Source organism: Phaeobacter sp. CC-HEC084 (assembly GCF_059429255.1).
In genome coordinates this window covers 387838-406925 of sequence record NZ_JCAIJQ010000009.1, presented here as the reverse complement: position 1 = coordinate 406925, position 19088 = coordinate 387838, and the positions used below count along the sequence as shown (strand labels likewise).

Annotated in this window: 20 protein-coding genes; 14 read left to right on the top strand and 6 right to left on the bottom strand. The window is 64.2% G+C overall.

Annotated elements, in window-relative coordinates:
- Nucleotide 1 precedes the first annotated feature (1 nt).
- From moaB to AC5SSZ_RS19145, 3 genes are all read left to right on the top strand, one after another.
- Complete coding sequence (gene moaB / locus AC5SSZ_RS19155) at nucleotides 2-544, top strand: molybdenum cofactor biosynthesis protein B (RefSeq protein WP_370570621.1); 543 nt, start codon at nucleotides 2-4, stop codon at nucleotides 542-544.
- A 124-nt stretch (nucleotides 545-668) separates the two neighbouring features.
- Nucleotides 669-2138 (top strand): efflux RND transporter periplasmic adaptor subunit, encoded by a 1470-nt coding sequence (locus AC5SSZ_RS19150; protein ID WP_495439454.1) that lies wholly within the window; start codon nucleotides 669-671, stop codon nucleotides 2136-2138.
- A gap of 3 nt (nucleotides 2139-2141) precedes the next feature.
- Nucleotides 2142-5588, top strand: coding sequence for an efflux RND transporter permease subunit (locus tag AC5SSZ_RS19145; RefSeq protein ID WP_495439452.1), 3447 nt, complete (start codon nucleotides 2142-2144; stop codon nucleotides 5586-5588).
- Here the strand turns inward: AC5SSZ_RS19145 and AC5SSZ_RS19140 are convergent.
- Nucleotides 5510-5974: an NUDIX hydrolase gene (locus tag AC5SSZ_RS19140; protein WP_495439450.1), complete on the bottom strand. Its 465-nt coding sequence runs from the start codon at nucleotides 5972-5974 to the stop codon at nucleotides 5510-5512. The two genes, AC5SSZ_RS19145 and AC5SSZ_RS19140, sit on opposite strands and share 79 nt — an antisense overlap.
- The gene (locus AC5SSZ_RS19135) at nucleotides 5971-6837 is read right to left on the bottom strand and encodes a protein-disulfide reductase DsbD domain-containing protein (protein ID WP_495439448.1); all 867 of its coding nucleotides are present in this window, start codon (nucleotides 6835-6837) and stop codon (nucleotides 5971-5973) included. The genes AC5SSZ_RS19140 and AC5SSZ_RS19135 overlap by 4 nt, the downstream gene beginning before the upstream one ends.
- 176 nt (nucleotides 6838-7013) lie before the next feature.
- On the opposite strand from AC5SSZ_RS19135, the gene AC5SSZ_RS19130 reads away from it, so the two are divergent.
- On the top strand, nucleotides 7014-7568 hold the full coding sequence (locus tag AC5SSZ_RS19130) for a YqgE/AlgH family protein (RefSeq protein WP_369000872.1): 555 nt from the start codon (nucleotides 7014-7016) through the stop codon (nucleotides 7566-7568).
- Nucleotides 7569-7644: 76 nt separating this feature from the next.
- Here AC5SSZ_RS19130 and AC5SSZ_RS19125 read toward each other — a convergent pair whose 3' ends face one another.
- A complete protein-coding gene (locus AC5SSZ_RS19125; RefSeq protein ID WP_065272465.1) occupies nucleotides 7645-8091 on the bottom strand; it encodes a DsrE family protein in 447 nt (148 codons plus the stop codon).
- A 118-nt stretch (nucleotides 8092-8209) separates the two neighbouring features.
- Nucleotides 8210-9175, bottom strand: coding sequence for an L-threonylcarbamoyladenylate synthase (locus tag AC5SSZ_RS19120; RefSeq protein WP_495439445.1), 966 nt, complete (start codon nucleotides 9173-9175; stop codon nucleotides 8210-8212).
- 155 nt (nucleotides 9176-9330) lie between these two features.
- Here AC5SSZ_RS19120 and AC5SSZ_RS19115 point away from each other — a divergent pair, with 155 nt between their 5' ends.
- The 5 genes from AC5SSZ_RS19115 to AC5SSZ_RS19095 all read left to right on the top strand — a co-directional run bounded on the left by AC5SSZ_RS19115 (nucleotide 9331) and on the right by AC5SSZ_RS19095 (nucleotide 13641).
- On the top strand, nucleotides 9331-11034 hold the full coding sequence (locus AC5SSZ_RS19115) for an acyl-CoA dehydrogenase family protein (RefSeq protein WP_495439443.1): 1704 nt from the start codon (nucleotides 9331-9333) through the stop codon (nucleotides 11032-11034).
- Nucleotides 11034-12080: an MBL fold metallo-hydrolase gene (locus tag AC5SSZ_RS19110; protein WP_495439442.1), complete on the top strand. Its 1047-nt coding sequence runs from the start codon at nucleotides 11034-11036 to the stop codon at nucleotides 12078-12080. Before AC5SSZ_RS19115 ends, AC5SSZ_RS19110 begins: the two co-directional genes overlap by 1 nt.
- Before the next feature lie 42 nt (nucleotides 12081-12122).
- On the top strand, nucleotides 12123-12662 hold the full coding sequence (locus AC5SSZ_RS19105) for a DUF6173 family protein (protein WP_495439440.1): 540 nt from the start codon (nucleotides 12123-12125) through the stop codon (nucleotides 12660-12662).
- A gap of 192 nt (nucleotides 12663-12854) precedes the next feature.
- Entirely contained in the window at nucleotides 12855-12989 is a 135-nt protein-coding gene (locus AC5SSZ_RS19100) for an aa3-type cytochrome c oxidase subunit IV (RefSeq protein WP_065272469.1), read from the top strand.
- A 10-nt stretch (nucleotides 12990-12999) separates the two neighbouring features.
- Nucleotides 13000-13641 (top strand): hypothetical protein, encoded by a 642-nt coding sequence (locus AC5SSZ_RS19095; protein WP_237028373.1) that lies wholly within the window; start codon nucleotides 13000-13002, stop codon nucleotides 13639-13641.
- Between the two features lie 58 nt (nucleotides 13642-13699).
- Here the strand turns inward: AC5SSZ_RS19095 and AC5SSZ_RS19090 are convergent, their stop codons facing one another.
- Both AC5SSZ_RS19090 and AC5SSZ_RS19085 read right to left on the bottom strand, forming a co-directional pair.
- Entirely contained in the window at nucleotides 13700-14047 is a 348-nt protein-coding gene (locus AC5SSZ_RS19090; protein ID WP_065272470.1) for an AzlD domain-containing protein, read from the bottom strand.
- On the bottom strand, nucleotides 14044-14778 hold the full coding sequence (locus AC5SSZ_RS19085; RefSeq protein WP_274839407.1) for an AzlC family ABC transporter permease: 735 nt from the start codon (nucleotides 14776-14778) through the stop codon (nucleotides 14044-14046). Before AC5SSZ_RS19085 ends, AC5SSZ_RS19090 begins: the two co-directional genes overlap by 4 nt.
- A gap of 65 nt (nucleotides 14779-14843) precedes the next feature.
- Here AC5SSZ_RS19085 and AC5SSZ_RS19080 point away from each other — a divergent pair, with 65 nt between their 5' ends.
- From AC5SSZ_RS19080 to AC5SSZ_RS19060, 5 genes are all read left to right on the top strand, one after another.
- Nucleotides 14844-15731, top strand: coding sequence for a formate dehydrogenase accessory sulfurtransferase FdhD (locus tag AC5SSZ_RS19080; protein ID WP_495439434.1), 888 nt, complete (start codon nucleotides 14844-14846; stop codon nucleotides 15729-15731).
- A gap of 109 nt (nucleotides 15732-15840) precedes the next feature.
- The gene (gene mobA, locus AC5SSZ_RS19075; RefSeq protein ID WP_495439432.1) at nucleotides 15841-16476 is read left to right on the top strand and encodes a molybdenum cofactor guanylyltransferase MobA; all 636 of its coding nucleotides are present in this window, start codon (nucleotides 15841-15843) and stop codon (nucleotides 16474-16476) included.
- The gene (mobB, locus tag AC5SSZ_RS19070; RefSeq protein WP_065272474.1) at nucleotides 16473-16964 is read left to right on the top strand and encodes a molybdopterin-guanine dinucleotide biosynthesis protein B; all 492 of its coding nucleotides are present in this window, start codon (nucleotides 16473-16475) and stop codon (nucleotides 16962-16964) included. The genes mobA and mobB overlap by 4 nt, the downstream gene beginning before the upstream one ends.
- Nucleotides 16961-17773, top strand: a complete 813-nt coding sequence (locus tag AC5SSZ_RS19065) for a molybdopterin guanine dinucleotide synthesis (protein ID WP_495439430.1) — start codon at nucleotides 16961-16963, stop codon at nucleotides 17771-17773. The genes mobB and AC5SSZ_RS19065 overlap by 4 nt, the downstream gene beginning before the upstream one ends.
- Complete coding sequence (locus AC5SSZ_RS19060) at nucleotides 17770-19026, top strand: molybdopterin-binding protein (protein WP_495439429.1); 1257 nt, start codon at nucleotides 17770-17772, stop codon at nucleotides 19024-19026. The genes AC5SSZ_RS19065 and AC5SSZ_RS19060 overlap by 4 nt, the downstream gene beginning before the upstream one ends.
- Nucleotides 19027-19088: the final 62 nt, after the last annotated feature.

The following is a 19088-nucleotide window of genomic DNA, read 5'->3' as shown; positions in this document are numbered from 1 at the left end:
CATGTCGCGTATCGATGAGAGCAAAGACTTCATTCCCGTCCGCATAGCCATCCTGACCGTCTCGGACAGTCGCTCTCTGGAGGAGGACCGCTCCGGGCAGGTTCTGGTGGATCGGCTGACCGAGGCAGGGCATGTGCTGGCCGATAGGAAGATCCTGCCGGATGAGCGCAGCGAGATTGCCGATCAATTGCGCGCCTGGGTGGCGAACTCGGAGGTGGACGTCGTGATTTCCACCGGCGGCACCGGCCTTACGGGCCGCGATGTCACGGTCGAGGCGCACCGCGATGTCTATGAAAAGGAAATCGACGCCTTCGGTACCGTCTTCACCATCGTGTCGATGCAGAAGATCGGCACCTCGGCGGTACAGTCACGGGCCACGGGGGGTGTTGCCGGGGGTACGTATCTGTTCGCTTTGCCCGGCAGCCCGGGCGCCTGCAAGGACGGCTGGGACGAAATCCTGGGCAGACAGCTCGATTTCCGCCACCGCCCCTGCAATTTCGTCGAGATAATGCCCCGTTTGGACGAACATCTGCGGCGGAAGTGATCCGCGGCCGCGTGTAACCTCGTAACGGGTACGTTCAGTTGCTATCTTTTCAGGTGGGCGATTGCGCCTGCCCAGGTGTTTTGCGGAATCGAAGCGGCAACATCTGCCACCGGAAGGAATATGAATGCGGTTTTTGCGGCATAGTTTGACGGGTCTTTTTCTGACGGCGGCGATGCTGGGTCTGCTGCTCTACGCGGGCTGGCTGGTGATGGGCGCGGTGCAGGCGCGGCTCAATGCCGAACCGCGCACGCCGCCTGCGCGCGAACGGATCTTTGCGGTGCGGGTAGTCTCAGCCGATGCACAGACCATCGCGCCAGAGCTGATCGCCTTTGGCCGCATCGACAGCCGCCGGACGCTGGAGTTGCGCACCGCGTTGGCCGGTCGGGTCATTCACCTGTCCGAGAATTTTGAAGAGGGGGGCCGCGTCGAGCAAGGCGCGTTGCTGGTGCAGATCGATCCTGCCGATGCGCAGGCGGCACTGGACCGGGCCGAGGCCGACATGATGGATGCCCGCGCCGAAGAGCGTGATGCGGGACGGGCCCTGATCCTGGCCAATGATGAGCTCGAAGCTGCGCAGGATCAGGCGGAATTGCGCGGCAAGGCCTATCAGCGGCAGCTGGATCTTGAGGAACGAGGTGTCGGTACCACGGCAACGGTGGAAACCGCAGCGCTGGCGGCAGCGCAGGCACGGCAGGCGGTGATTTCCCGCAGGCAGGCGATTTCGCAGGCCGAGGCCCGAGTGGATCAGGCCAAGACGCGGGTGGCCCGCGCCGAGATTGCGCTGGAAACCGCACAGCGCGATCTGGAAGATACCACGATTTCGGCCGCCTTCAGCGGTACCTTGCAGGCGGTCAGCCTGGTCGAAGGGCGTCTCGTCTCGGCCAATGAAAAACTCGCCGAACTGGTGGACGCGGACCGGCTGGAGGTGGCTTTCCGGGTTTCGACCCTGCAATACGCCCGCCTGCTGGATGATGCCGGACACCTGATCGAGGCCCCGGTGCGGGTGATGCTGGATGCTGCCGGGGCCGCGCTGTCGGCCACCGGGCAGCTGTCGCGGGTCAGCGGCGCCGCCGGGGACGGGCAGACCGGTCGTCTGGTCTATGCGCGCCTTGATGCGGCGCCAGGGTTCAAACCGGGGGATTTCGTGACCGTTTCGGTGACCGAACCGCCGGTGGAGAATGTCGTGCGGGTGCCTGCCTCGGCGCTGGGCAGCGACGGTGCGGTGCTGGTGCTGGGCGCCGAAGACCGGCTGGAGGCGCTGCCGGTGGAACTGGTGCGCAGACAGGGCGATGCGGTTCTGATCCGGGGCGAAGGCCTGGCAGGGCGCGAGATCGTCACTGGGCGCACGCCCCTTCTGGGCGCGGGTATCCGGGTGCGACCCCTGCGGATCGACGCCAAGGCTGAGATTGCCCCCGAAGCCGCAGGGCCTGAGCTGATAGAGCTGACCGAGGATCGCCGCGCCCGTCTTGTCGCCCTTGTCGAAGGCAACGCGCAGATGCCGGAAGAGGCTCGCAAACGGGTGCTGGCGCAGCTCTCGGAAACGGCGGTGCCTGCGCAACTGGTCAACCGTATCGAAGCCCGCAAGGGAGGCTGATCCATGCGCGATCTGTCCCGGCCCGCTGGCGGCCTGCTAAGCTACTTCACCCGTCACCGGACGGCGGCCAACCTTCTGTTGGTGATCTTGCTGGTGCTGGGCGCGGCGGCGATCCCCAACATGCGGGCGCAGTTCTTTCCCGATGTGATCGTGGAAAACGTCACCGTCCGGGTGCAATGGGATGGTGCCGGCCCCGAGGACGTGGATAGCGCCATCGTGCAGGCGTTGGAACCGGCCCTTCTGGCGGTGGACGGGGTCGAGGAAACCAGCGCCATCTCCCGCGAGGGTCTGGGCACCATCACGCTGGAGTTCGAACCGGGCTGGGATATGTCACGCGCCTCGGACGATGTGCAGACAGCGGTCAGCCTGGTCACCACCCTGCCGGAAGAGGCGGAAGAGCCCACCGTCAAACGCGGTGCCTGGCGCGATCGGGTGACCGACGTGGTGATCACCGGCGATATCGGCCCCGAGCAATTGGGGCTCTTTGCGGATGAGCTGGTCGTGCGCCTGTTCGAGGTCGGGGTCACCCGCACCACTATCCGCGGTGTTGCTGCGCCGGAAACCATCGTTGAAGTGCCCTCGTCTGCGCTGATCACCCATGATGTCAGCATGGCGGAAATCGCTGCCGCCATCGCCGCCGAGGTCGATGCCGATCCGGCGGGCGATGTCACCGGCGCCAATACCCGCGTCCGCACCGGCAGCGAGAAACGCACGCCGGACGAGCTGGCCGGAATTGTCCTGCGCACCAATGCGGACGGCTCGGCGCTGACCATTGGCGATGTGGCAACGATCCGGGTCGAAGGTGTCGACCGCAGCCGCTCCTATTTCGTGGGGGAGCATCCGGCGATGTCGGTGCGGGTCGACCGCTCGGATCAGGGCGATGCCATCGGCATCCAGCACAAGGTTGAAAAGGTCGTCGACGAATTGCAGCTGAGCCTGCCGCAGGGCGTCACCGCGGGGTTGATCCGCACTCGGGCCGAGGCGATCTCGGACCGGCTCAACATCCTTGTGGACAACGGGCTGATGGGGCTTGGGCTGGTGTTGATCCTGCTGTTCCTGTTCCTCAATGTGCGCATCGCCTTCTGGGTCGCGGCAGGCATTCCGGCGGCGATGTTTGCGGCCGTGGCGCTGATGTACGCGGCGGGGCTGACCATCAACATGGTCTCACTTTTTGGTCTGATCATCACCCTGGGGATCGTGGTCGATGATGCCATCGTGGTGGGCGAACATGCCGATTTCCGGGTTCGGCGGCTGGGCGAGACGCCGATGCAGGCGGCCGAGAACGCGGCCCGGCGCATGGCTCTGCCGGTGTTCGCTGCAACCCTGACTACGATCATCGCCTTTTTCGGTCTGGTTATCATCGGCGGGCGCTTTGGCGATCTGATCCGGGATATTCCCTTTACGGTGATCATGGTGCTGGCGGCCTCATTGGCGGAATGCTTCCTGATCCTGCCGAACCACATGGCTCATGCCCTGACCCACGCGCAGCAGCGGCACTGGTATGACTGGCCCAACCGGGCGGTGAACCGGGGCTTTCGCTGGGTCCGAGACGTCCTGTTCCGCCCGTTGATGGCGCTGGTGGTGCGCGCGCGTTACGTGGTGCTGGCAGGCGCGGCGGTCATTCTAGCCAGCCAGCTGGCGCTGTTCATTGGCGGCGATGTTAAATGGCGGTTCTTCAACGCGCCGGAGCGCGGTTCGATCACCGGCAATTTCGCCATGGCCGAGGGGGCGACCCGCGAAGACACGCTGGAGATGATGCGCGAGATGCAGCGCGCGACCGAGGCGCTGGGGGCGGAATACGCTGAACGCTATGGCGAAAACCCGCTGGATTTCGTCATGGCCGAGATTGGCGGCAATGCCGGGCGCGGTCTGTCAGGTGTCGAGGCCAAGGACGCTGACCTGCTGGGCGGCATCTCGATCGAGCTGATCGACGCGGACAAGCGGGATTACTCCAGCTTTGCCTTTGTCGCGGAGCTGCAGCAACGGGTGGTGCGCCATCCACTGGCAGAGACCGTTTCCTTCCGCAGCTGGCGGTCGGGGCCGGGCGGCGATGCGATGGACGTACAGTTCTACGGCGCCGATGTGCAGACGCTGAAGGCGGCCTCGGAGGATCTGAAAACCGCCGTCCTGCGCTATCCTGAGGTTTCGGCGGTGGAGGACAACCTCGCCTATGACAAGGAAGAGGTCATTCTGGATCTGACCCCGCAGGGGCAGGCGCTGAACTTTACCATCGACAGTCTGGGCCGGGCGCTGCGGGCGCGGCTCAACGGGATCGAGGCAGCGACCTATCCGGACGGACCGCGCAGCGCCACCATCCGGGTCGAACTGCCCGAGGGAGAGCTGACGGCGGATTTCCTGGAGCGTACCCTGATGCGGGCGCCGGGCGGCAGCTATGTGCCGCTGGCCGATATCGTTTCGGTCAGCCAACGCAGCGGGTTTTCCACCGTGCGGCGCGAAAACGGCATCCGGGTGATCAGCGTTACCGGCGATATCTCGGAGGACGATCCCGCCCGCGCCGAGGCGGTGATCACCGCGCTGCAGGAGGAGATCCTGCCGACAATCGCCAGCGAGCGTCAGGTGGAATGGCGTCTTGCGGGCCTCAGCGAGCAGGAGGACACTTTCCTGTCCGAGGCGGGCACCGGTATGATCCTGTGCCTGACCGGCATCTACCTGGTGCTGGCCTGGATCTTTGCCAGTTGGACGCGGCCCATCGTGGTGATGGCGATCATTCCCTTCGGCCTCGTGGGCACGATTTGGGGGCATTACATCTGGGAGGTGCCGCTCAGCATGTTCACGGTGGTGGGGCTTCTGGGCATGACCGGGATCATCATCAACGATTCCATCGTGCTGGTCACAACCATCGACGAATACGCGGCTGAGCGCGGCTTGGTGCCCTCGATCATCGACGGGGCCGCGGATCGTTTGCGTCCGGTAATGCTGACGACGCTGACCACCGTGCTGGGTCTGGCGCCTTTGATGTACGAAAGCTCGCAGCAGGCGCAGTTCCTGAAACCGACGGTGATCACGCTGGTCTACGGATTGGGTTTTGGCATGTTCCTAGTGCTTCTGGTGGTTCCCGCACTGGTCGCGGTGCAGCGGGACGCGGCGCGGCCCATCACATCGCTGCGCCGGGCGCTGCGGGCCGGTCAGCGCGCCCATACCCGGGTTTTGCGCTGGCTGATCGGCGGATCGGCTTTGGTACAGCTCGGCTGGCTGGTGCTTACGCTGGGCTGGGCCATTGCAACAGGCGCGCTGCATCCGGCCCTGCGTGGGGGGCTTATGGCCTCGGACACCGGGCTGGCCACGATGGAGCCGGTGCGGGCGGGGCTTATTCTGTTCCTGCTGGGGGCCGTGGTGTTCGGGCTGCTGACCTATGTGATCGGGGCGCTGTCCCACGGGCTGCGGTCGCGCCAGCGCGACCGGGCCAAGAGCGCGACCTCGGCCACCTGATCGATCAGCTCCAGCCCGCTGCGGTGCAGATCGTCCACTGCCACCCATTTGGCCTGCAGCGCATCATCATCCGGGGTCGGGGCGCCGCTGACATAATCGCAGAGCACGGCGGTCAGCAGGTAGTGGTGCGAAACCGCCTCGTCCGGGCCGGGCAGGATCACGTCGACATTGGTCAGATAGCCCCGCGGACGGGCGTGAACGCCGGTTTCCTCGTGAAGCTCGCGTGCGGCAGCCTCAAGCGCGGTTTCGCCCCATTCCACATGACCGCCGGGAAAGCCCCACCAGCCTGCGTTGGGCGGATTGCGGCGCTGGATCAGGATCACGCTGTCCTGTCCGGCCACGGTCTGGCAGACCACCGCCAGCGCGCCCAGAACCGGGCGGCTCATCCGGCGTCGCAGCCCTTGATATCCACCGAATGGCTGTGCCCCAGCACGGTAATGCGCAGTTTTGACCGGTCAATGGAGGTCGGGCTGTTGCTGGTTGCGGGCATGAACTCGGTCCGTGCCAGCAGAATACCGCCGCGTCGTTCGGTGCTGGTTTCCCCGGCCATCAGATGCGGTGTGCCCGGTTCGATCACCGCGACTTCCTCGCCACCGGCGCTGGGCATGGTGATCTGCGCTTCGACGCGCATACCGTAATTGCCGGGGGACAGGCTGCAGATCGCCGAGGAGACGCCTGCCTCCTGCGCCGAATAGGGTCGCGAGGCCAGCGCCGCGACGATCGCCGGGTTGCGGCCTGCTTCGGGGTCTGGCCGGTGATCAAAGGACAGCTCGGATGGCACGCAGACGTCCTTGCAAACGCCCAGTTCCATGCGTCCCTTGATGCGGACGGGTTTGGCAGGATTCGCGGGGGTGATCTCGATCGGCAGCACCAGCTGATCGTGATAGCCGATGGTGCGGTAGCCGGAGGTCATGAAGACTTCGGGGGCGGGCCATGTCATCGACACGTCGCCAATGTTGCGCGATCCACGCCAGGAAAATCTGGGCGGAATGCCGGCATCCCCGGGCGCCCGCCAGTAGGTTTTCCAGCCGCTGTCGAGCGTCAGCCGCAGCGCGCCCATATAGGTGCCCCGTTTCGTCATCCCGCCATCGAGGATCTCGATCTGCACCGGATCGGGCGATGCGCCCGCCTGCACAGTCGCAACCGGCATCAGCGCAAGAACGGCGCAGGCCGCCACGGCGGATTTCAGACGGGCCAGCCCGAACACAGATCGGGACACAGGGCGAGAGGAGGGGCGTTCATGTCTCATACACCAATAAATGCGCATTCCGTCTGCAAATGCCAAGTCACGTTCCGGTCAGACTTCGTCAGATCTGGCTGCTTCAGTGTCGCAGGGGACCAGCCCTTGCACCTCTGGGCGTGGGGCTGCATGCTGGTCGCATGCGGTCTGGTCCGATGGACCAAGCAGACAGAAAGACAGGCGATATGGATCTGACAGGTAAACTCTTGATTGCCATGCCGGGAATCGGCGATCCGCGGTTCGAACATGCGGTGGTGTTCCTGTGCTCTCACAGTGATGAGGGGGCGATGGGGCTGATCGTGAACAAGACGGCGCCGGGCGTGCAGCTGGGCAGTCTGCTGGAACAGCTGGAGATCGAGGCAAACACCGATGTTGCATCTCTGCCTGTCCGTTTCGGTGGTCCGGTCGAGACCCAGCGCGGCTTCGTTTTGCATTCGGACGATTATCATTCGCGGGTCAATTCTCTGGATGTTCCGGGCGGTTTTGCAATGACCGCGACGTTGGACATTCTGGAAGACATTGCCGAAGGCAGCGGGCCAGAGCAGATGGTCGTGATGCTGGGCTATGCTGGCTGGGGGCCGGGGCAGCTGGAAAGCGAAATCGTCGCCAATGGCTGGCTGACGGCCGAGGCCAGCGCCGAGCTGTTGTTCGAGATGGACGATCTGGAAAAATGGGGCGCGGCGTTGAAAACGCTGGGCGTGGACCCGGTGTCGCTGTCCTCAAGCGCCGGAACCGCCTGACCCCAGACGGCCAGTGCGGCCAGATACGCAGGGGCGGGTGGCCCCTGCGTGTTATTGTCTGTCAGGTCTGCGCCAATTAGGGACGGACGTAAGAGAACCCTTGTTCCTGCAGTTCCACCAGCCGGACCACACCGGAAGGCACGATCGAGGCTTCCTCGAGCAGCGCAACTTCCTTGCCTGCCTTCTCGCTCATCTTGCGGTGGGTGTTGCCGCAGGCGGAAAAGGACAGTTTGTCGTTCTCAAGGCTCATGGTTGCAATGCGGTCCGCGACTGGGCTTTTCCCCGGAATCAGCATGTGCAGGCCGGGGCCGTAGGCGACAACTTCCACAACCGCCGTGTCCCCTTGCGCCTCGTAATAGCGGGTCAGGTTCTGCACGTTGTTGAGCGCCATGTTCATGACCTTGGGGTCATTCTGATTGACATGAACGGCGATGTGATGCGTGGCACCTTCGGCAAGGGCTGCGGTGGTCCAGCCTGCGCACAGGCTTGTGGCTACAGCGGCCGCTGTCAGTAAATGTTTCATGATGTTCCTCCCTAGTAGGAGGTCAGGATAGCCCGGTATCCCGTTTATGCATAGAGACTAGCGAATATATGAATAATTGATGGGGTTTTGGCGGATCTGGCTGGCCGTTCGGGCCGGGTCAGTGCGCGGAACTGTCGTCCCGGGGCGCGGCGGCCCGGCGCAAACGGTCGTTGATCGCGCTGCCAAGGCCATGTTCGGGGATGGGCGCGACAGCAATCGGCTGACCGATTGCATCAAGCCGGTGCAGGTGTTCGAACAGATTGGCGGCGGCTTCGGCCAGATCGCCGATCGCTGACAGGTTCAGATCACAGTCCATGGAGCCAAAGCCGAGCAGCAGCTCGCCCTCACCGGCTTCTGTCGCGTTTAGGCGGACGCGGGCATTGGGCGCGTAGTGGGACAGCAGCTGCCCCGGCGCCGACAGGGGATCGGCTGCGTCGCGGTCGGTCAGCGACGTACCGAGGGTCGCCTCAATGTCCTCGGCTGCCAGTCCGCCGGGGCGCAGCAGCATGGGGTCTGGTCCGCTGAGGCCAACGATGGTGGATTCCACTCCTACGCCGCAGGGACCATCGTCCACGACGGCAGAGATCCTGCCGTTCAGCCCGGCCAGCACATGCGCGGCCGTAGTGGGGCTGATCCGTCCCGACGGGTTGGCCGAGGGCGCTGCCACCGGTCCGTCCACGAGGCGTAGCAGCCGCAGGGCGGTGGGATGGGCCGGAACCCGAACTGCCAGTGTCTGAAGTCCCGCGGTCACCAGTCCGGAAACGCCGTGGCCCTCGCGCAGTGGTAAGACCAGGGTCAGCGGCCCGGGCCAGAAGGCCGCTGCCAGCCGTTCGGCCAAATCGTTCCACTGCACCAGCTGCTGCGCCGCCGCGACGGAATGTACATGGGCAATCAGCGGGTTAAAGCTGGGGCGCCCCTTGGCTGCATAGACCGAAGCCACCGCCGTGCCGTTGCGGGCATCGGCGCCCAGGCCGTAGACCGTCTCGGTCGGAAAGGACACCAGCTGCCCCGCCTTCAGAAGATCGGCGGCGCGGCTCAGATCAGCATCCGAGGTCCCCAGAATTTCGGTGGTCAGGCTGGACATGGCGGGTGACGCGGCGTTTTGGTTGATTGAAAAGGTCGAGAGGATAGGTAATCGGACAGGCCGCGAGATATAAAGGGCCTCGTAAGCAATGCCAAGACTGGGTAAAAGACTAGCCCAGACACGAGAGAGCCCCACAGGACGCCAAGAGGACGCCAATGACCTTCCGTTCCCCCGTTTCCGAGTATGAGTTCATGCTCAAGCACATCGTCGGTTTCGAGGATGTGTCCGCAACCGACCTGTTTGCCGAGGCTTCGGACGACATGGTGACGGCGATTCTGACCGAAGCGGGCAAGATGTGCGACGAGGTGATGGCGCCGCTGGAGCGTCCGGGGGATCTGAACCCGGCCTATCTGGAAAACGGCGTTGTGCGTACTTCGCCCGGCTTTGCCGATGGCTGGCGTGCCATCGCCGAGGGAGGCTGGCTCGGGATGAGCGCACCGCAGGAGCACGGTGGCATGGGGCTGCCTATGACGATCACCTCGGCGGTCAATGAAATGATGTCCGGCGCCTGCCTGTCGTTGCAGCTGGCCCCGCTGATGAGCCAGGGCCAGATAGAGGCGTTGGATCACCACGCCAGCGACGCGCTGAAAGAGCTATACCTGCCGAAGCTGATTTCGGGCGAATGGACCGGCACCATGAACCTGACCGAGCCGCAGGCCGGATCGGACGTGGGCGCGCTCAGTTCCAAGGCCGTGCCGAATGGCGATGGCACCTATGCCGTCACTGGGCAGAAGATCTATATCACTTGGGGCGACAACGATTTCGCAGACAACGTCTGCCATCTGGTGCTGGCGCGGCTGCCCGACGGGGTGCCGGGCACCAAGGGGATCTCGCTGTTCCTGGTCCCCAAATTCCTGCCGGATGACAATGGCAACCCCGGCAAGGCCAACAGTCTCAAGGTGGTGAGTCTCGAACACAAGCTGGGCTTGCACGGCAGCCCGACCTGCGTGATGCAATATGATGGCGCCACCGGCTGGCTGGTGGGCGCCGAACATGGCGGTATGGCGGCCATGTTCACCATGATGAACAACGCGCGTCTGGGTGTCGGCGGTCAGGGTGTCGGCATTGCCGAAGCCGCCTATCAGAAGGCGCTGGCCTATGCGCTGGAGCGCAAGCAGGGCAAGACGCCGTCGGGCGGCATTGTTGACCACGCGGATGTGCGCCGTATGCTGATGGAGATGAAGGCGGATCTCTTTGCCTCCCGTGCGATCCTGCTGGCCTGCGCGCAGGCAATCGACATGTCCACTGCCACCGGAGATTCGGATTGCAAGACCCGCGCCGCCTTCCTGACCCCGATTGCCAAGGCATTCGGCACCGACACCGGCATTCGCGTCGCAGATATCGGCCTGCAGGTGCATGGTGGCATGGGCTTCATCGAGGAAACCGGCGCCGCGCAATTCTGCCGCGATGTGCGCGTGACCTCGATCTACGAAGGCACCAACGGCATTCAGGCGATGGATCTTGTTGCCCGCAAGATGATGGATGGCGGCGAGATGGCCAACCGTCTGATGGATGAGATCGAAGAACTGGCCGAACGCGCCCGTCCGACCCACCCCAATATGGCCGAAGCCGTCTGGCAGGCCTGCGAAAGCCTGCGCGAAGCGACCGACTGGCTGGTGGGGCAGGGTGATCTGCAGAACCGCTTTGCCGGGGCGGTGCCCTATCTGCGGGCCTTTGCCCGTGTTCTGGGGGGGCATTACCACCTGATGGCGGCCTTGGCTGACAAGGGCGGCCCGCGCGAAAAACTGGCGCGGTTCTACATCAAGCGGATGTTGCCCGAGCATGTCGGCCTGCTGCAGCACGCGCAGGAAGGTATCGAGGGTGCCATGGCGCTGACACTGGACGAGCTGGCCAGCTGATGGCCTCCGTTCCCGAAGTCGGCCCGCGTACCCCCTGGGAAGAACCGCCCGCGCTGGGCGAGGTGATCGAGGTCGCCGAAGGCGTCCTGTGGATGCGCCAGCCGCTGCCGATGAAGCTGGACCACGTCAACGTCTACGCGCTTGACGAGGGCGATAGCTGGACGGTGATCGACACCGGGTTCAACACCCGCAAGAGCCGCGAACTGTGGCAAAGCCTGATGGCAGGCCCGCTGAAGGGCAAACCCATCAGCCGTGTCGTCGCCACCCACCATCACCCGGATCACATCGGTCTGGCGGGCTGGTTCCAGTCCGAATACGGCGCCGAGCTGGTCACCACCCGTACTGCCTGGCTGTTCGCCCGCATGCTGACGCTGGATGTGCAGGAAACCTGGCCCGAGGAAACGCTGGCCTATTACCGCAGCGCGGGCATGGACAAGGAAATCTATGACCAGCGGGTTGCGGACCGGCCGTTCAATTTTGCCGATACCGTCTATCCGATGCCGCTGGGCTTTACCCGGGTGCAGCAGGGCGATGTGTTCCGCATGGGCGGGCGCGACTGGGATGTGCACATGGGCAACGGCCACGCGCCGGAACATGCCACCTTCTGGAGTCGTGACGACAATCTGGTGATCACCGGGGATCAGATTCTCTCGTCGATCAGCCCCAATATCGGCGTCTATGCCACCGAACCGATGGCGGACCCCTTGGGCGAATGGCTGGAGGCCTGCGAACGTCTGGCGCCGCTGGCACGGCATGATCATCTGGCCCTTGGGGGTCACAAGCTGCCGTTCTCGCGTCTGCCGCTGCGGATGCGGCAGCTGATCGACAACCACCACGGCGCGCTGGATCGGCTGATGGACCATCTCGACAGCCCGCGCACCGCGGCCGAGTGTTTTTCGCCGCTGTTCAAACGCGCCATCGGGCCGGGTGAATACGGGCTGGCGCTGGTCGAGGCGGTGGCCCATGTCAATCACCTTTTCCATCTGGGGCGGGTCACACGCGAACAGCGCCAAGACGGCGCCTGGCTGTATCAACGCAAAGGCTGACGGGGTGGCGCCAGGGCGCTACGCCGGGAAAGGCGGGCACAGATGAGTGACAAGACACGCAAACCGAGCGCTTCGGCCATTCACGACAGTATCGACACCAGCGCCGAGGCCGTCGAAGCGGCGATCCTGCCGCAGGTGCATGAGGTGCATTGCGACCCGAGGCCGGGCCAGAGCAGCCCGACGCTGCCCAAGGCGATGCAGAAACCGGCCGAAGAGAAAAGCCCGGCCCGCTGGGCCTATGAGCGGATGATTCTCTATATCAAGAACTTTGAAGAGCAGCTGGACAGCGCTCATGAGGTCGCGATGGGGTTTGCCGGTGGCGACGCCGGTGTCATGCGGATCGAGGGTATGGGCTATTTCGACCCTGACATCGTGACCTTTTACGGGTCGGATAACTCCGGTGCCCGCACGCAGCTGGTCCAGCATGTGACGCAGCTCAACGTGATGCTGCGGGCCCTGCCCAAGGCGCAGCCGGAAACCCCGGCCATGCGGATCGGATTTCGTCTGGCGAAGGATCTGGAGCCTGATCCGGCCCCGGATGCGGATCCCGATATCGTGGCAGAGGCAGAGCCGGATACCTGAGAGACCCGGTGCAGGGTCAACCGCGCGATTCGGCGATGTGATGCGTGACGACCCGCAAGTCGGGGCGAGACGGCTGTGCAAACAGGCCGCAGGCCTCGGGTTTTTCGCCCTGCTGCGCTGCATTGACGTCGTGACAGGGCGCGGGAAATCCAGTAATCAGCAGGAAATCGAACGCGAATAGGACATTTAGACATGGCTGAGCATAAACACGGAACCATGGACATCTCGGTTCAGGAAAAAACCTTTGCGGGTTTTGTGACCTTCACGGTGCGCTTCTGCATCGCTCTGGCGCTCTTCGCGGTCTTCCTGGCCGTCTTCGCGACCTGATCTTCGGGCTATGTCCGTGGGCCGTTTGCTGCTGCGCCTGACGCTTTGTGCGTCGGTTGCAGGGGGAGCCTTTGCGCTGTCGGGCTGCGCGTCGCAGCCGCAGCCCAATGCCGATGATGCAACGCTGGAACGTGTCGCGTATCGCGCCGAGGGCGCCCCATCCCTGACCCTTTATACGATGGTCAACAATCGGACCGGACAGGGCGGGCATACCTCGCTGATGGTCAATGCCTCGGAGCGGGTCATCTTTGATCCCGCCGGGTCGTTTTATGCAGACCGCGTACCCGAACGGGATGACGTGCTTTACGGGATCACGCCTGCCGTGGAAAAGGCCTATCGCGGATCGCACGCCCGCAGCACCCATCACGTGATGGTTCAGGAAGTTGCAGTGACGCCGGAACAGGCGCAACGCGCCTATGAACTGGTTGTCAGCAATGGCCGCGTGCCCGGTGCCTATTGCGCCAATGCCACCGCTTCGGTGTTGAAACAGGTTCCCGGTTTCGAGGATATCAAGGTTACCTTTTATCCGGTGAAGCTGGCCGACCAGTTTGAACAGCGGCCCGGCGTGAAAACCACCCGGTATTACGAGAACGATAGCGCCGACCTTCAGGAAGGGCTCGCGCGCAACAATGCGATCCTAAACGGAGAGTAGCGCGGCGCATCCTCAGAAAGTGCGCCGCAGCGGTGGATCCGTGGCCGACGCTTGCGTTTTAGCCCGATACGTAGAGCAGCAGCACGAAGGACCCTGCGCCAGTTCCCATGGCCAAGAGTACATTCTTGGTCAGATAGCCGACTGCCAGCGTCAGCGCCGCCACCGCGACATGCGGCAGGCTTGGGGTGCCGCCGGTCGGAGCGGGCCAAGCCACCAGCGGCGCCACCAGCGCCGGGATGATGGCAACAGCGGTATAGCGCAGGTGGCGCATCAGCCAGTCCGGCATGGCGCGCCCGCCGACAATCCCGATAAAGGCAAAACGCAGGGCGAAGCTGCCAACAGCCAGTCCGATGATGGCCGTCCACAGGATCACGGGGTCGATCAGGGCAGGGGCAGTGCTGGTCATTGCGCGGTCTCCTCTTGGCTGCGGCGCAGCCGGTTTTCCAGCCAGACCTCCGTCTGGGCGCCAGCCATCATACCAGCCAACCCAGCCACGATCAGACCCAGGTTATAGGGCAGCGCCGCCGCGGGCAGGGCGGTCGCGACAGCGACGAAACAGGCCACTACATGCGCGGGGGTGCGCAGCATCGGGCCGATCATCGCCAAAAAGGCCAGCGGCAGCACAAAGTCGAGGCCCCAGCTGTCGGGGACCTGCGCGCCGATCATGGCACCGGTAAAGGTCGCGATCATCCAGCCCGGTGCCACCAACCCGTTGGTGCCAAAGAAATACGCCATGCGTTCTGGTACGGTCATCTCCGGCTCGGTTTCGAATTGCACGATCGACAGGGCATAGGACTGATCGACGGTGAAATAGGCGGCAATCGCCCGCTGCCACAGCGGCGCCGACCCCAGATAGGGCGTCAGCGAGGCCGAATACATCGCCACCCGTAGGTTCACCGCAAGCGCCGAAATCAGCACGATGAGAATCGGCGCGTTCTCCTGCATCAGTTGCAGAGCGGTGAATTGAGCCGATCCGGCAAACACCGCGAGCGAGAAGGTCAGTGCCTCGGGGACAATAAGTCCCGCCTCGGCGGCCAGAACACCAAACAGCAGGCCAAAAGGTCCTGACACCAGAAGAAATGGTGCGCCATCGCGGACGCCCTTCCAAAAGGCCGATTTGGGTGTGGTGATCGCCATTTGCACGTCCTAAATTGAGACGCAGCACGGGGCTGCTGTCATGGCCTACGGGGGATTGGGGAGGTTTGCAATTGGCAAAAGCCGAAGATCACGCAGAGTATATCATCGCGCCTGCGCCGAAGAACGCGCGGCTGACACGCGCGGTGACGGGCGTCGATCACACCGGCGCCCAAAGCGAGATTTCCGTGGTCGAGGAACGTCCGCTGACCATCTATCTCAACCGGCAGGAGATCGTCACCGCAATGACAATCGGGGATTATCCCGAGTACCTGGCGCTTGGCTTTTTACGCAATCAGGGCATGCTGCGCGACGATGATGTGATCACCGGCGTCGATTACGACGAAGAGCTGGAAACCGCCGTTGTGCGCACCGAGGTCGAGACTTCGTACGAGGAAAAGCTGCAGAAAAAGACCCGCACCTCGGGCTGCGCCGTGGGCACCGTCTTTGGCGACATGATGGAGGGGCTGGAGGATGTCCGCCTGCCCGCAACGCCGGTGCGCACCTCCTGGCTCTATGCGCTGGCGCATAAGATCAACCGCACGCCGTCCCTATACCTTGAGGCCGGGGCCATCCACGGCACGGTACTGTGCCACCGCGACCGCCCGCTGGTCTATATGGAGGATGTCGGCCGCCACAATGCGGTGGACAAGATCGCAGGCTGGATGCTGTCCACGGGCAGCGATCCGGCGGATAAGATCCTTTACACCACCGGGCGGCTGACCTCTGAGATGGTGATCAAGACGGCGATGATGGGCATTCCGGTGCTGGTCTCCCGCTCCGGTTTCACCGCCTGGGGGGTAGAGATCGCCCGCGAGGTTGGCCTGACCCTGATTGGCCGGATGCGCGGCCAGCGGTTCATCTGTCTCTCCGGCGATGACCGGCTGGAACGGGACGTGGACCCCGCATCGATGCCACAGGAAGACAAGAAACATCGCAGGAAGAGCGCAGAATGATGTCAGCTACTCGTCATTGCCCGGCAAAGCCGGGCAGCGCCCAACCCGCCCTCCACGGGGCGGGCGCTTCGCACCCTCCCCGCCGGGTAGGACGCTGGGAGGGTGTGGCATGACCAAACCGCTCGGCGCAATCTTGGCGGGCGGTCTGGCCACCCGCATGGGCGGTGGCGACAAGGGGCTGCTGAACATCGGCGGGCAAAGCCTTTTGTCCCGCGTGATCGATCGGCTGTCGCCGCAAGTGGCAGGCCTCGCGCTCAACGCCAATGGGGATGCTGCGCGCTTTGCCGATCTTGGCCTGCCGGTGGTCGCCGACAGTATCGAAGGTTTTGCCGGGCCCCTGGCGGGTGTGCTGGCTGGGCTCGACTGGGCCGCCGAGCAAGGCGCTGAAGCCATCGTGACGGCGGCTGCCGACACGCCTTTCTTCCCTATCGATCTGGCGGCGCGGCTGATGGAGGCCTCCGAAGGGCAGACCCATCCCTTGGTGCTCGCCACAACCCCGCGCACCGGGGAAGAACTGAAATCCGGTGGGCGCAGCAAGGTGAACCGCCACCCCACCTTCGGCCTTTGGCCCGTGGCCCTGCGCGATGATCTGCGCGCGGCCCTTAATGATGGCCTGCGCAAGGTGGTCCTGTGGACCGACGCCCACGGCGGGCGTGAAGCGCTGTTTGAGGCTGATCCCTTTGATCCATTTTTTAACGTCAACACGCCCGAGGACCTGGCGCGTGCAGAGAGATTGCTAGTATGAAAATTTACGGAGTAACCGGCTGGAAAAACGCCGGCAAGACAGGCCTGATGGAGCGGCTGGTGGCTGAATTTTGTGCTCGTGGCCTGAGCGTTTCGACCCTGAAACACGCCCATCACAGCACCGATGTGGATCAGCCCGGCACCGACAGCCACCGCCATCGCAGCGCGGGCGCCTCAGAGGTTCTTCTGGCCTCGCCCAACCGGGTGGCGATCATGCAGGAATTGCGCGATGCGGAAGAGCCGTCCTTTGTCGATCTGCTGTCGCGGCTCAATCCAGTGGATCTGGTCCTTGTCGAGGGCTTCAAACGCGAACCGCATCCCAAGATTGAGGCCTATCGCACCGATGCGGGCAATCCGCTGATCGCGCCGGGGGATCAATCGATTCGGGCCGTGGCCAGCGATATTTCCCTCAATCTGGATCGGCCCGTGTTTGATCTGGACGATACCGTGGCGATTGCCGATTTTATCGCGGGTGAACTGGGCTTGTGAGGCCGTTTGACACCTTCGTGATGGTGGATTGGTCTGGCGGCAACGATGCCGGATCGCGTCCACGTCGCGATGCGATCTGGGCCTGCCAGGCGGACTGGCAAGGCGCCGAGGATCCGCTCTATTTCCGCAACCGGCAACTGGTCGAAGACTGGTTGTGCGATCAGGTGGAATTGGCGCTGAGCCGGGATCAACGGATTTGCATCGGATTTGATTTTCCCTTTGGCTATCCCGCAGGCTTTGGCCCGGCGCTGACCGGGCAGAGCGATCCTCTGGCGCTCTGGGATTGGTTCGAGGCGCGCATCGAAGACAGCCCCAGGGCAAACAACCGTTTTGATCTGGCGGGCCAGATCAACCGCCGCTTTGGCGGGCAGGGGCCTTTCTGGGCCAATGCGCTGAAGCGCGATATCGACGGGCTGCCGCGCACCAAGCGCACCTACCAAAACCCCTTTCCGGATCGGCGCGCGGTCGAACATCTGGCGCCGGGCGCCTTCACCTGCTGGCAGATGGCTGGCGCAGGTTCTGTCGGTGGTCAGATGATGATGGGATTGCCGGTGCTGTCCCGGTTGCGCCGCCGCTTTGCCCCGCATGTGGCCGCCTGGCCGTTTGAGGCGCTCGACAGGCCGGTGGCGCTGGTGGAGATCTGGCCCTCGCTGACGGTTCCTACGCCGCCTGCTGGCATGATCAAGGATGCCTGGCAGGTGCAGCAGGTGGCTCTGGAACTTGCCCGCCGCCCTGTGGCAGAATTGGAGAAGATGCTGGATATTACCGCCCCCGAAGAGGGCTGGATCCTTGGAGTGGAGCCGAGATGACCCTGAAGCCGCCGCCCCTGCGCGATGATTGCTTTGCCTTGCCGGCGGGCGTGAACTGGACCCCGGTCGAGGATGCGCTGGCGCTGCTGCGGCAGCGGCTGGGGCCGGTGACAGGCGTGGAGAGCCTGCCGCTGGATCAGGCGGTGGGGCGGGTGCTGGCCGCAGATGTGGTGGCGCAGCGATCGAACCCGCCGCAGCCCAATACCGCGGTGGATGGCTATGGCTTTGCCGGTCCCATACCCGAAGGGGCACAGGTCATGGATCTGGTCGCCGGGCGTGCGGCGGCGGGGGTGCCCTTTGACGGCGTGGTGCCTGCGGGGCAGGCCATTCGTATCCTGACCGGGGCCGCTCTGCCCGAAGGCGTCGATACGGTTATCCTGGAAGAGGACGTGACAACGGATGGCAGTCAGATCGCCTTTCACGGGCCGCTGAAGAAAGGGGCCAATACCCGCCGCGCCGGTGAGGATGTGGCGGCTGGAGATGTGATTCTGGGTGCGGGGCGGGTGGTGACACCTGCCGATCTGGCGCTCGCCGCGGCGACGGGAAACGACACATTACCACTTCGGCAGCCCTTGCGCGTTGGAGTGCTTTCCACCGGCGATGAACTGCGCGATCCGGGTGCGCCTGCCGGGCTGGGGCAGATCTATGATGCCAACCGGCCGATGCTGCTGGCGTTGCTGCGGCAGTTGGGCGTGATTGCCGTGGATCTGGGACGCGTCGGTGATGATCGCGCTGCGCTGCGGGCGCGGCTGGAAGGCGCGGCGTCGCAGGCGGATGTGATCCTGACCAGCGGCGGTGCCTCGGCGGGGGATGAAGATCATGTCTCGGCCCTTTTGCGGGAGGCAGGCGCCATGCAGGAATGGCGCATTGCCCTGAAACCCGGCCGTCCGCTGGCGCTGGGGATGTGGCAGGGAATGCCGGTCTTTGGCCTGCCGGGCAATCCGGTGGCGGCGCTGGTCTGTACGCTGATCTTTGCGCGCCCTGCCATCGGGGTGATGGCGGGGGCCGGGTGGCAGGAACCGCAGGGGTTCGATGTGCCTGCCGGGTTTGAAAAGCGCAAGAAACCGGGGCGGCGGGAATACCTGCGGGCCCGTATCCGGCAGGGGCGCGTCGAAGTGTTCAAATCCGAAGGCTCTGGCCGGATCAGTGGCCTCAGCTGGGCCGAGGGTCTGGTCGAGATTGGCGAGGATGCGGCGCATATCCGGCCCGGCGACCCGGTGCGTTTCCTGCCCTATGGCAGTTTTTCCCTTTAGGCAGGTGTCTGTGGGGCGGGAAGCTCCCGCCCATTCAGTATCATTGCAGGCAATGACCTTCG